Below are 13130 nucleotides of genomic sequence, written 5' to 3'. Positions count from 1 at the left end.
GGATGATCCGTCCACCGTGGATCACTAATTGGTTAGACTGTCCAAAAAGTCGGCGTCTGTTCGGAAGGGACCCCCCGTGATCAGCCTGGCCCAACTGCACAGCCGACTCGGCAGCGACCTCCGCCCGGCTGCCGGCGGCACGGTGGCCGTGCGGCAGATCTCCGGCGTGCACATCTCCGAGCTCGACGATCCCACACCGTATCTGGAGGGTGGTGAACTCCTCCTCACCACGGGCATGCCCGTCTCCCGCGGGGCCACCAAGGTGGAGGCCTACGTCCGGCGCCTTGTGGAGCGCAACATCGCTGCCCTCGGCCTTGGCCTGGGGGCCGGCGTGGACGAGGTGCCGCCGGCGTTGAGTGCCGCCTGCGCCGAAGCAGGACTCGAGCTGCTGGTGGTGCCCGACGGCACGCCGTTCATGAATGTCTCCCGCGCCTACTGGGACCTCGTAGGCCGGGAAGGCCAGGCGGACCTGGCCGCCAGCCTGGGCACGCAGACAGCGCTGGCCCGTGCGGCGACTATGCCGGATGCGCTTCCATCCGTGGTCAAAGCCCTGGCCCAGGCGCTGGGCGGCTGGGTGGCGTTCCTTCCGGTCGACGGCGGGGCGGAAACGCTGTGGCCGCAAGACAACCACGCAATTGTGGGGCAGCTGCGCCGGGAGACATCGCGGCTCGGCATGGCGGTGACGCACTCGGCGTCGACCTTTCAGATTCACGGCACCGACGTCGTAGAGTATCCCGTCCTGGTGGGGCGGCGGACGGCCGGGTTCCTGGCCATCGGCGCCGGCCGCAAACTGACGCGGGCTGACCGGCAGGTGATCATGACCGTGTGCGTTCTGCTCTCGCTCAAGGCCGCCCAGCAGCAGGAGAGCGACGCGACCGCAGCCGCGCTCGGGGCGGCCGTGACAAAGCTCCTCCTCACCGGTTATGTGGATGCCGGCCGGGCACTGGCCCCGGATCTGGGCATCGTCGTGCCCACCGGGGCCGTGCGTCTCCTGGTAGTACACGGCGAGGCCGGGGACGCGGCGGCGTCCTCTGGGATTGACCAGGGCCTGGAGTCGCGGCTCCGGGCCGGGACCGGCTGGCCGGAAGCCAGCGGCGCCCTGCGTTCCTGCCGGCTGCGCCATGCATCCGGCGGCCTCAGCTACTACCTGCTGGATACGGAGCACCGCGACGCCGGAACACCTGTCAGCGGCGACGGCAACGCGCCGTCAGGCCCGTACGACGGCGGCGAGGCGGGCACCCCTATGCTCACTGCCGTGCTGAGCCGACCGATGCCGCTGGAACGCGTGCACGATGAGGCCGGGCAGCTGGCCGCCATGGCCCGCGCGCTGCCGGCCGGGCAGGTTGTCTCCGCCCCGGAAGGAGCCCTGGACCCGCGGGCCCAGGGCTGGGTGGCTGCGCTGCAGGGGTACCAACGGGCCAATCTGGTCCGCACCGTTCGCGCCTATCTCCGGCACCGGGGCCAATGGGAGGGTGCCGCCCGCGAGCTAGGGATCCACCGTAACTCCCTGCGCCACCGGATGGGAATCGCGACGGAACTGCTGCGGGCCGATCCGGACGATCCTGACGTCGCAGCTAGCCTCTGGCTGGCCCTGCGCTGGGTGTAGCGTCTGCCAGCCACGCCCGGACGGTGTGGCTGTGTTCGCCCAGCGACGGCGGCGCCGCCGCGGGTGCCGCGAATGCCGGCGTCCAGCTGATGGGATGGCGGATCTGCCGCCCGGCCGGCTGGCCCGCAGCGTTGCGGACCTCGATGGTCGGTTCGAGCCCCAGCGACTCGGCGTACTGAATCCCCTCGTCGATGCCCGCCACATGGCCGGCCGGGACGCCGGCGTCGATCAGCTTGTCCTGCCAGATCAAGGCGGAGGACGCGGACAGGGCCTCCTCCAGCAGTGGAATCAGTTGCGCCCGGTGTTCCACGCGGGCATTGTTGGTGGCAAAGCGCGGGTCCCCGGCCAGCCCGGGAACGCCCAGGACCTGGGCAAGCTGGGCGAACTGTCCGTCGTTGCCGCAGGCCACCGCCAGCGGCGCGTCAGCGCACTGGAGCAGTTGATACGGCACAATCGAGGGGTGGGCGCTCCCCATGCGGTGCGGAACCTGGCCCGCACCGAGAAAGGCCTGGCCCTGGTTGGCCAGTGCGCCCTGCAGGCTGGAGAGCAGGTTGAGCTCCAGATGGGCTCCGCGCCCCGAGACGTTCCGGGCCGCCAGGGCGGCAAGGATCCCGATGGTGGTGTCCTTGGCCGTCAGGACGTCGACCAGCGCGACGCCGACCTTGGTGGGGCTGCCGTCATTCTCGCCCGTGATGCTCATGAGCCCGCCCAAGGCCTGGACGATGAAATCGTATCCCATGAGATTGGCTCCTCCGGCGGAGCCAAAACCCGTGATCGAGGCGTAGACCAGGCCGGGGTTGGCGGCGGATAGGTCCGCATACCCCATGCCCAGTTTGGCCATCCCGCCGGGCTTGAAGTTTTCCACCAGGACATCGGCACGCCGGGCCAGTTCCCGGGCCTGTTGCAAGTCTTCGGCGTCGGCAAGGTCCAGGCAGACCGACTCCTTGTTGCGGTTCGCGCTCTCAAAGTAGGTTACCCCCGTGGGGGAGTACGGCGGCCCCCAGCTGCGGGTGTCATCCCCACCGCCGGGGCGTTCCACTTTGATCACGCGGGCACCCAAATCGGCCAGCGTCATGGTGGCCAAGGGGCCGGCCAGCACACGGGAGAAATCGGCCACCAACAGTCCCGACAGCGGTCCGACAGGTAGGTCAGCAAATCCTTGGGCGGTGTCCCCGTTAGTAGAACCAGGCTGGGGGCCGGACATCGGAGTCATTGGGGTCCCTTCGTGGATTGCTCGCGGCCCATCATGCCCGGGCACCGGATCAAGGACTCGAAGCCTAACAAGGGGTAACCCTCCGAACATCGGATGAACCGACCAAGTATTGGTCGCTCCGCACAACAGGGATGCGCCAATGAGGACAATTGAAGGAGCCGGTAATTCGTGAATTCTGCATCCTGAGTGCCACGGAAAGCTGCTGGGTCTCTCGTACAACCCATACCGCATGACGCCGCCAACGATCCGGGCATTATCCTGCGGCCGGACGGAGCCGCTGTGGCCCTCCCTCGCCGATCTTCAAGAGCCGATAATGGAGATTTCGTCAACCTGGCTGAGCTCGACAAACTCGTTCCCGTGACCCTGATTGCATCCGCTGTTGGGGCCAATTCGGGCTATCCACGGCATACTATTTGGGAGCCGTAAGGGTAGCTCCCCTAGCAGTAGTAGGGGTCGATAAGCCTGAAAGTTTTCCCGCTTGTGGACGATGGAACCGGGATCGAGGTCGACCGCAAATCAAATCCCTCACTTCTGATGACCACACCCTAGGCGCCACCTGTCAGCTTGGGGTGCGGTCCAACCTGAGTCCGCAGCGGACCGTCCACGATCCGCCGAAGTGGCTGAGCATCCCGTACCCCATGATCTTCAAGTCCTGCCGCCCGTCCGGCCGCACGCGCCGATGTCCAGAACCCGGCTGGCAGACGGATGCCAGGACGGTCATTCTAGTCCGGTGGTGCCGTGCCGGTGAGCGCCTGAATCAGGACGGTTACTGCTGTGGGGAGCGTGCGTGCCATAGATTGGTCGAGCTGGGTCCTCCAGTTCAGGTCGGCATCGGTGATTGGTGATTGGCGCTGGTGCGTGGGCTGACGCCGGGTGCCCCCGGACCGCCGATTCGGGTGGGACGGCGACTCCGAGGTTCCCCTAAACGAGTTCCAGGGCCATGGTGAAGCTGACGAGTTCGGTATCGATGGCCGCGTCGCGGGCAATGGCCAAAGGTTGCGGAGACTAGAGCGACATGGTAGGCGGGTAGTCCGTGCCGCTATCCCATAGGCGATCGATCTGCTCCTTAAAGTGCTTGAACCACTCCTTGTCATCTCTGTCCAGAAGGAAGATCGGCGCACGTTCGGATTTCCCTTTAAACTCGTACATCTGGACCATGATCAACGCGTCCGGCAAGTCGACGTCCATGGCATTGATTCCGATATGTGGCACGAAGTCAATAGTGCGGATTTTGACGTCGCCTTTGCCTGGTTCCAGCTCTTGGGCGAGCCGCAGCGCATTCTCGATGTCGGCCTTGATGCCTTGGGCATCCTTGGTGGGATGAGTCTCGGCAATTATCTCTAACAGGCGCTCATTACTGGGGTTTGGTAAGAGCATTTGAACTGAACCGCGGTGTTCCAGGATGCGCGTGAGGTGCTCGTGCATGTTCGTTATCGTGCGTCGCATCGTTGCACCCGTGTAGAAGTAGCTGTGTGAGACGTTGGATTGAGCATCCAAATATCTTTGCGGGAACTTGGACGAAAAGAGGCCAGTCCTTTCCCGTTTCCACATTTTGACCTCGTCCACGACATCTGCACGATTTCTGAATTGGGATACCGCGAGCAAGCCAAGCAGTGCAACGATGATGGGGATTAGTTCCTCGTATCGCTTGCCCGTCAAGCCTGCGAACGTGAAATAGGCAGCAGCCACGATCAGGGCCCAGAAATCGATGCGCTTGAGGAATTTTTTAAGTGCATGTAGTGCCCAGGTGCGAACTGCCCTCAACGCGATACCCTCATCCTGAGTTCCTGCTCCAAACGACGAAGGAGCCCCTTCTTCTGCTCATAGCTGAGTGCGGGACGCTCGTATGTACTCGGGCGGATTTCATCCGATGCGTACATTGTGGCCCGTGCCGACACTGGGGGAGATGTGAGCAATAGAGTCGCAACGAATGACCTTTCCCCTATGTGCGTTTCGTGGGGGACATCTGCGGGAACCTCGTGAAACCCACTCCCGGAAACATTGGTCGTCAGAACCGGCCGAAGAAACGCTTTGCCGTGCGCGGTGAAAGTATCTTTGTCGACTAGGTAGTCGATGTCAGCGCTGTGGTATTCCGTGGTTCCGCTCACCCCGGGACCTGACGTCTCATAGAGAGTCTCGGAATAGGTCCCAACCAAGATGCGGCTGCAGAGGTGCCAAACATGAGTATGAACCGGGGCGTCGTCGAGCCGCCTAACCCTCTCAGTGTCCGGCCAAACATGGAGGCGCAGTTGTCCAAGGTCGTGATGATCGTCCACATGAAACACCGCAAAGCCGTTGGGGTGCCACCTGCTGTCCAACGAAAGCAGGTCCGTAAACGAATTGGCGAGTAGGCGATCCGCGGTGCGTTCCAGAGCCAAGCGCGCCAATGCGCAGAATGCCTCATAGTCCGCATGTTCACGTATGTGTTGCATCTGCGCCCCTATTCGCTCTACTTCGACAAGCCCTACGAATAATAGCGTCCCGGCTTGAGTTGCCGGAGTCCGGCTCGGCAGGTCGTCAGCGAAACACCGATTAGTCATGGAACAGGAGCCCTCGCAGCTACTTCTACTCCCGTAGTCAAGACGCCGATAACGGACGTTTCGTCAGCCTGTGCGGGGGTGGTGACGGCACGCTCCGTGGTCATTCGTTTCGGCGGCGTTCTGATAGGGGATCCATCGCTGGGTATGAGGGGCCGGAGTGCAACTTGGGGAACCGTGAGCGGTCCAAACATTTGCGAGGAAATAAGCGACTTCGGAGCGCCGAGCGAAGTTTTGGGCAGCCAACGGCGCGAAGCGCCCTGTTGCGCGGAGGGCACGCCCAGCGACGATCGGATATCAGGATGCCAAACAGAAGATGCAGCTGGTCGGTCGATGATTTTCAACTGTCGTGGAAGAATGAGAGGCCCGAACACGACGAACGACCCACGTCCGCCGGTTGCCGTGTGGGTGCCAAACCGCAAGATTTTGGGTCGGATCATGTCCGGTCAGGGTGCCGAATCCACTCATCGTTTACTCATCGAAAACGATGAAAAACAGTGACATCTCGTTGACCGTGGGGGGCGTTAAAAACCCCTAGATTCCGCAGATTTTCGGGATAGTACAAGGTCTTGAAATACGCCAAAATGACCCCTTTTAAGAGAAGAGGTCAGGAGTTCGAATCTCCTTAGCTCCACAATTTTCAGGGGTTTTTGAACCCTTGAGCCATGACTCCCGCAATGTAAGCAGCCGATCCACGGCGCCCAGGGTCAGCCGCCGCCGGCCGGCACCGAGGATGGGCAGGTCAAGGAGTAAGCGGCGGTCCCAAGATCTCGATGTTATGGCGGGCGGCAATGCTGGCCAGTACGTCGCCGTCGATAGGGGCGGGTTCCGGCAGTTCCCTCCGCGCTGCAGGTACTCCCACCTCGGCGGTGAAGGTCTCGAAGCCGGCCGGCACAGTGATCACCAGGCAGCGGAAGGGCTCCTGAGGTCCCGCCAGAAACGAGTGGGTGGAACCTTGGGGAAGAAAGGCGAAATCGCCGCTTTGCACGGTGAAGCGCTCACCGTCGCTCTCGAAGAGAGCCGAACCGGAAATAATGTAGAAGGATTCATCCTCGACCAAATGCCGGTGCATCGGCGGTGAGTAGCCCGCCCGATGCAAAATCTCTACAACGGTCAACCGCTGCTTCGTCTCGGGGCCGCCTGCCTTGACCATGACCAGTGCGTTCGTGAACCACAGTGCGGTCCCCTCGTCGGCTGCGAGCTTGTACGCCCCGCGCTTTACGCTGGTGGCCTCTCGCCGCGCCTGCAGGGGGCTTATCTGCCACGAAGACTTCCCGTTCAGCCGGATCTGTGCACCACGGTGCGGTGACCGGCATCCAGGCGCCGAGTCCAGCCGCGTGAGTCGAGATATTCAAGCAGCGGAACCGCGACCCGTCGTGTGGTCCCGAGCGCCTGGCGTGCCTGGCTCGTGGTGAAGGGCTGCTCCAGGCGGGCCAGCTCGCGCATCGCGAAGGCCGGCGCTGTAGGCAGGAGCACCACCCCGTCGCGCAACCGCAGCACGCGGCCGGTGCGCTCGGCGGCAGCCAGCTCGCGGGCGCCCAAGCCCAGCGCGGCCAACTCCGAGGCCTCCGGGGCATGGAACGCATCCGCGGTGAGCCGGCGCTCCAACTCGGCGACCGCCGAACCGGCGGCGCCAAGGTCGCCGTCGGTGCCTGGGAGCCGGATATGGCCGCTTTCCTGTTCCAGGCCTGCATCCTGGACGACGGGGGCGAGAAGGCCCTCATCGGGCAGCCTGAGTAGGTCCCGTGCCGCACCGCGGGAAAGGCCTGGGGCCAGGGGATCGCGTTCATGCAACGCCTGCAGTGCCATGCGCAGCCGATGCTGCCATGCCTCGAAGACGGGAGCATGCACCCACCAATCGCCGAGGACCCGGACGCCGGGGGGCGGCTCCGGGTCGCGCGCAGGCAGCAGTCCGAGCCGACGCAGATGTTGCTCCTGCACGGCCCCGCGGCGGGCCACTTCCCCCAGCACGTCTCCGGCGGCGTCCATGCCTGTGAGCCGCTCTGCCCAGTGGGCGCCGTCGCCGCGCCGCCGCAAGGCCGGGGGATCGGCGTCGAGGATCTGTGCGCCGCCCAGCACCGAACGGCTCCCGGGGTCTCGCAGCACCAGACGGTCCCTGAGAACGAGCGGCAGGCGCCTGTCGAGGACAAGCCGGGCGTGGTCGGCATCAAAGGGACGCAGCCGGGCCGGCACAGCGGCAGTGCCGGCATGCACCATGAGCTGTTCCGGTACATCCGTATAGGCCGCACCGGTGGTGCGGCGGATGCCCAAGACCGCCGTGACGGGCCACGCATCGGGGGTAACCAGCGCATCTCCGCGGCGGATGTCCGGGGCGGAAACGTCGCGCAGGTTCAACGCCACCCGGCTGACCGGCTCCACCGAGGCGTATGAGGTGTCGCGGCTCTGCAGGCCACGGACCACGACGGGCCGGGAACCGGCGTGACCGAGCAGCTCCAGCCGGTCGCCCTGAGCCAGGGTTCCTGCTGCCAACGTTCCGGTCACCACCGTTCCGGAACCGGTAATCGTGAACGAGCGGTCCACCCACAACCGGACCCGTCCGGTGGTGGCTGGGGCAGGAACATGGGCCAGAACGTCGTCGAGCGCGGCACGCAGGTCAGCCAGGCCGGTCCCGTCGATGGCCGACACAGCTACTGCAGGCGCGTTCTGCAGACCGGTCCCGGCCAGCTCTGTGCGGGTCCTGGCGAGTACATCCGCAAGCCGCTGCCCGGATGCCCTGTCCGTGCGGCTGAGGACTACGACGCCATGTTCGATGCCCAGCGCAGCGACGGCATCCCGGTGATCACTTGACTGAGCCTGCCAGCCCTCGTCGGCGGCGACGACGAAGCAGACAACGGGAGCGGGACCGATTCCAGCAAGCATGTTGCCGAGGAAGCGTTCGTGGCCCGGCACATCCACGAATGCCACGTCCTGTCCGGACGGCAACGTTGTCCAGGCATAACCCAGGTCAATGGTTAGCCCGCGGCGCCGTTCCTCCTCCCAACGGTCCGGCTCCATACCGGTAAGGGCGCGAACCAGGGTGCTTTTGCCGGAATCGACATGTCCGGCTGTGGCAATGACGTGCACTGCTCAGCCCGCCCTGCCTGCATCCGCAACCTGCAGGGTTGCCAGCGCCTGCCGCACGGCGTCCAGTATCCGGTCATCATCAGCTGCGGGCACGCAGCGGAGGTCGACCAGGCAGGAGCCGTCGTGGACGCGCGGCAGTACTGCCGGGTCGCCGGCGCGCAAGTAACCGGCAAGTCTTTCAGGGAGCAGGAGCGCCCATCCCGGCAGGGGAACACCGGGGGCACCGCCGCCGCCAACCCGGCCGTCATGGGCCACGACAGGTACCCCGAGGGCTTGGGCGAGCCTGTCGGTGCGGCGCCGCAATTGCCCCAGATCGGCGTGCAGCGACTGGACAACCGGCGGCGGTCCGCCCGCCACGGTCGCCTCCAGGGCGGCGAGGGCGAGTTTGTCGGCCCGGACCGCCCGGGCGAGCGGGTGGCGGGCCAACCGGGTGATGATCTCCTTACGGCCAAGCAGCAAGCCGGCCTGGGGGCCGCCCAGCAGTTTGTCACCGCTGGCGATGACGACGTCGGCCCCGCTCGCCAGGGCGGTGGCAGCATCGGGTTCATCGGGCAGGTACGGGTCGGGTGCCAGCAGTCCACTGCCCAGGTCGCCCACGAGTGGTACCCCGTTTGCCACCGTCAGCTGGCTCAGTTCGTGCAGCGGAACAGCGGACGTGAATCCGTCAACCCGGAAGTTGCTCGGATGGACCTTGAGTACGCAGCCCGTGTCCGGCCCCAGAGCGCCGGCATAGTCACGCAGATGGGTCCGGTTGGTCGTGCCGACCTCGCGAAGTGCCGCGCCGGTCGACTCCATCAAGTCGGTCAGCCGGAAGCCCGCGCCGATCTCAACCAGCTCGCCGCGGCTCACCACCACCTCCCGGCCAGCGGCCAGGGCCGTAGTGGCCAATACCAGCGCCGCAGCTCCGTTGTTGACCACCAGGGCATCCTCGGCGGCGGGACAAGCGGCGAGCAGGGCGGCACGCGCGCCTGCACCCCGGTGGGAGCGGCTGCCGTCTGCCAGGTCCAGCTCCACGTCGACGTAGCCGCTGGCCGCGACAACAGCTTCCACCGCGCCTGCAGAAAGGGGTGCGCGCCCGAGGTTGGTGTGGACGATCACGCCGGTTGCGTTCAGCACAGGGCGCAGGGTTGTCGCCTTCCGTGCAGCAATGGCGCCCAGCAGAGCTGATTCCACCTGTCCGGGAGGGAACTCACCGCGCCGGGCCTGCTCCTGGACCTGCCCGACGAGTTCGCGGATGACGCGCTCGTTTAGGCGTGTCCGGGCCTCGCGGACGGCCGGCAGCGCCAGCAGGTCATTCGTTCGCGGAATCAGGCGGCGCGGATCGACCTTGTCCAGGGTCCCTCCTCGTTTCGCGGCGTTCCGTGCCGGTAGTTGGCGGTGGCGGACGGGAATCGAACCCGCCAGGCCGAGATGCTCAGCCTCACCGGTTTTGAAGACCGGGGGGCCCACCAGGACCCGGACGCCACCGCGCCTCAATATAGCAGGTTGCCCTGAAGGGGTACGCTAGGCGGGTGAATGAGGCCCAGACGTCAGTTCAGCGACTCGATGATGGTGCGGCCGGCGCACTCCGGCTTACCGATTATGCCCACGGCGGGGGCTGTGCCTGCAAAATTCCGCCCGGCGAGCTCGAAGATGTGGTCCGCGGACTCATGGGCCAACCCGGCGCAGACGTGCTGGTTGGTCTCGACAGCGGTGATGACGCGGCAGCGGTCCTGGTGCGCGAGGACCTGGCCGTACTCACAACCGCCGACTTCTTCACGCCCGTCGTCAACGACGCTTTCGACTGGGGCCGCATCGCTGCCGCCAACGCCCTCTCAGACATTTACGCGATGGGCGGCCGGCCGGTCACAGCTATCAACCTCGTGGGTTGGCCCCGCGGTGTCCTGCCGTTGGAGTTGATGACCGAAGTCCTCCGCGGCGGCCTGAGCGTGGCGTCCGAGGCCGGCTGCCCCGTGCTTGGCGGGCACTCCATTGATGATCCGGAGCCGAAATACGGCATGGCGGTAACCGGCGTCGCCCATCCCGACCGTTTGCTGCGCAACGACGCCGCCCAGCCGGGGCTGCCCATCACGCTCACCAAGCCGATCGGCGTCGGCCTCCTCAACAACCGGCACAAGCAGACCGGTGAGGTGTTCGCCGAAGCGGTAGAGACGATGGCGGCCCTCAACCGCGACGCGTCCGAGGCCGCGGTTGCCGCCGGCGCCAGGGCAGCGACGGACGTGACGGGTTTTGGCCTGCTTGGACATCTGTACAAGATGGTCCGCGCCTCGGACGTGGGTGCAGTGATCGAGCTGAACGCGGTACCGCTGATCGACGGGGCGCGGGAGGCGCTTCGTGATGGCTTCGTCTCCGGCGGGACCCGGCGCAACCTCGACTGGGTGCGGCCGCACGTGGGCGCCGCTCCCGGGGTCACTGAAGACGATCTGCTGCTTCTGGCCGATGCGCAGACCTCCGGCGGCCTGCTCGTGGTCGGCGAACTGCCCGGGCATCCCGTGATCGGGTACACCACCGCGGGCCAGGGCATCGAGATCCGCTAGACCACGGCCGGTGCGTCAGCCGGCAGTGGTGATCGAGTCGCCGGTGACGCCCGCCGCGCGGCGGGCGGCGAGCCGGTTCTTCTGAGGCTCGATCGTGTAGCGCGGGTCCCGGGCCGAGGCTAGGCCGGCCTCGAACACGCCGAACCGGGTGAGGGCCGAGGCAGCCAGCAACGCCAGTCCCGAGGCCGCGGCCACCGCGCGGTTGCGGCCGGCCAGCAGCGACCCCAGCCCGCCCGCGACCGCCAGCCGCTCGCTCCATTTCAGCATGGCCCCCGCCTTGCCCTGATGCAGGGGCTCGGCTGCGACCGGGTCCATCCGGTGCTCCATCACCCGCGTAGCCACCAGGTCGCCCAAGACGCCAAAGGCGGCGAGTTTCCGGGCGGGACCTGCCTCGTGCACCGGGGTCGTGATCATGGCGAGCCCGGAAGAGGCGAGGGCCGCCGAACTCACGAAAACGAAAGGCAGTTCCTCATGCGCAGCGTTCCACGTCGGTGTGGCGGTGTCACCGAGCAGGACCGCCGTGTATGCCGCCAGCGGTCCGGCGAACAACGCCGCCTCAAATCCGGCTGGTCCCTCGACAGCCTGCAGCACCTTCCGCAGTGGACCCAGCGGAAGCCGGGTCCCGCTCAGCCGGTCGATTTCCGCCACCGCCGAGACGGCTGTACCGGCGCTGAAGGCGCTGAGAATCCACGAGCCCACACTCATCGGCGAGGTGACCTTGAAGGTCCGCAGCATATTCAGAAAGCGCTCGGGCCTGCCCAGGTCCTTCACCAACGCCACAGCGCCGAGGCTCACCGCCGTCAAGGCGCTCAGCCGGGCATTCCGGCGCAGCGTCGGGCGCCCGGTCAGCTGCCCGCCGAGGCCAAGCAGTGCGGAACCCCCTGCGACGCCGCCAAGGAACAGGTAAAGAGCGACGTCGTCGCCCCAGGGCGCCGGCTTGACCACAGGACGGCCGTAGTACGAGGTGAATTCCGGCTCCGGAACCATGGGCATTTCCCGGGAGCCGTCACCGCTGTCGCGGCGGCCCGGGCCGCGCTTGCCGCCGGTGCGGCGCCGGCGCGCAGGCTCGGGTGGCCGGAAGCTGTCGAAGTCTGAGTGGGTCACGCGCGTCGTCCCAGGAAAGCCACGGCAGCTGCGGCTACCATGCCGGCGACGGCCATGCCGGCGCGCCGGTACATCCGCGGCAGATCGGCTGTGGGCACCCGCGGGTCCGGCGGGAGCCCGTAAACCTCCGGTTGGTCGAGCAGGAGGAAGACCGATCCGGTTCCGCCAACGCCGTCGAGCTCGTTCGCACCATAGAGCCTCGCTTCGGTCAGTCCTTGCGCGTGCAGCGTGGCGACCCGTTCCCGGGCCGTCTCCACCATGTCGTCGTGGTCGCCGAACTTGATGGACGTCGTCGGGCATGCCTTGGCGCACGCCGGTGTCTCATCGGCGACCAGCCGGTCGTAGCACAGCGTGCACTTCTGGGCGATGCCGACGTTGGGGACAGCGGGATGCTTGGCGTGCTGTTCGTCCCTGCTGGTGGCGACTTTGACACTGCCATCGCTGCGGCGCTCGATGACGCCGAAGGGGCACCCGGCCACGCAGGTTCCGCAGCCGTTGCATACGTCGTCCTGTACCACTACGGTGCCGAATTCGGTGCGGAAAAGCGCTCCGGTGGGGCAGACGTCGAGGCATCCGGCGTGGGTGCAGTGCTTGCAGACGTCGGAGGACATCAGCCACCGGAAGTCTGCCGTATCCGGCGGTGTGGTGTCTGCCTGCGCCAGGTCCGTGACAGCAGGCGCTGCCGGGGCGGGAGGACCTATGCGCGGCATGCCCAGATTGACCAGGGCCCGCCCGGATTCCCGCGCCTCGATAATGCGTTCCTGGCCCTGTTCGATGAATGCGACATGCCGCCAGGTACTGGCCCCCAACGCCCCGGTGTTGTCATAGGAGGACCCGAGCAGTTCCAGGTTTCCGTCCTGCGGATTGTGGTTCCACTCCTTGCAGGCAACTTCACAGGCCTTGCAACCGATGCAGATCGAAGTGTCGGTGAAGAAGCCCTTCCGCGGATGGTGGTTGTGCTCCCAGTGGGCATCGGCAGTGGGATCGGTCGGTCCGGACAGCTGGCCCATCTAGTCCTCCAACGTCGGGTCGGTGCCCGGCGCGCTGCC

General features: G+C 66.2%; 9 protein-coding genes and 1 tRNA gene. 2 read left to right on the top strand and 8 right to left on the bottom strand.

Annotation, left to right across the window (positions count from 1 at the left end):
• Positions 1–76 precede the first annotated feature (76 nt).
• Positions 77–1606, top strand: a complete 1530-nt coding sequence (locus ACFVVK_RS17420; protein WP_390269676.1) for a PucR family transcriptional regulator — start codon at positions 77–79, stop codon at positions 1604–1606.
• Here ACFVVK_RS17420 and ACFVVK_RS17415 read toward each other — a convergent pair.
• The 6 genes from ACFVVK_RS17415 to ACFVVK_RS17390 all read right to left on the bottom strand — a co-directional run bounded on the left by ACFVVK_RS17415 (position 1575) and on the right by ACFVVK_RS17390 (position 9907).
• Positions 1575–2810, bottom strand: coding sequence for a CaiB/BaiF CoA transferase family protein (locus tag ACFVVK_RS17415; RefSeq protein WP_390269798.1), 1236 nt, complete (start codon positions 2808–2810; stop codon positions 1575–1577). The two genes, ACFVVK_RS17420 and ACFVVK_RS17415, sit on opposite strands and share 32 nt — an antisense overlap.
• Positions 2811–3824: 1014 nt before the next feature.
• A complete protein-coding gene (locus tag ACFVVK_RS17410) occupies positions 3825–4583 on the bottom strand; it encodes a hypothetical protein (RefSeq protein ID WP_390269673.1) in 759 nt (252 codons plus the stop codon).
• 1515 nt (positions 4584–6098) lie between these two features.
• Entirely contained in the window at positions 6099–6509 is a 411-nt protein-coding gene (locus tag ACFVVK_RS17405) for a cupin domain-containing protein (protein WP_390269670.1), read from the bottom strand.
• Positions 6510–6634: 125 nt separating this feature from the next.
• A complete protein-coding gene (selB, locus tag ACFVVK_RS17400) occupies positions 6635–8440 on the bottom strand; it encodes a selenocysteine-specific translation elongation factor (RefSeq protein ID WP_390269667.1) in 1806 nt (601 codons plus the stop codon).
• Between the two features lie 3 nt (positions 8441–8443).
• Positions 8444–9775 (bottom strand): L-seryl-tRNA(Sec) selenium transferase, encoded by a 1332-nt coding sequence (gene selA / locus ACFVVK_RS17395; RefSeq protein WP_390269795.1) that lies wholly within the window; start codon positions 9773–9775, stop codon positions 8444–8446.
• 37 nt (positions 9776–9812) lie between these two features.
• Positions 9813–9907: transfer RNA gene (locus ACFVVK_RS17390), tRNA-Sec, on the bottom strand.
• A 44-nt stretch (positions 9908–9951) separates the two neighbouring features.
• Between ACFVVK_RS17390 and selD the strand changes: the two genes are divergently transcribed.
• The gene (selD, locus tag ACFVVK_RS17385; RefSeq protein WP_390269664.1) at positions 9952–10977 is read left to right on the top strand and encodes a selenide, water dikinase SelD; all 1026 of its coding nucleotides are present in this window, start codon (positions 9952–9954) and stop codon (positions 10975–10977) included.
• A 15-nt stretch (positions 10978–10992) separates the two neighbouring features.
• Here the strand turns inward: selD and nrfD are convergent, their stop codons facing one another.
• Positions 10993–12081 carry an NrfD/PsrC family molybdoenzyme membrane anchor subunit gene (gene nrfD / locus ACFVVK_RS17380; protein ID WP_390269661.1) on the bottom strand — a complete coding sequence of 363 codons (1089 nt, stop codon included), beginning with the start codon at positions 12079–12081 and terminating at the stop codon, positions 10993–10995.
• Complete coding sequence (locus ACFVVK_RS17375; RefSeq protein WP_390269658.1) at positions 12078–13091, bottom strand: 4Fe-4S dicluster domain-containing protein; 1014 nt, start codon at positions 13089–13091, stop codon at positions 12078–12080. The genes nrfD and ACFVVK_RS17375 overlap by 4 nt, the downstream gene beginning before the upstream one ends.
• Positions 13092–13130 lie beyond the last annotated feature (39 nt).

Origin of the sequence: Arthrobacter sp. NPDC058192, assembly GCF_042883665.1 — a bacterium.
Classification (GTDB): domain Bacteria; phylum Actinomycetota; class Actinomycetes; order Actinomycetales; family Micrococcaceae; genus Arthrobacter.
Note: the sequence above shows the minus strand (reverse complement) of the source record. Positions and strands in the feature narration are given on the sequence as shown.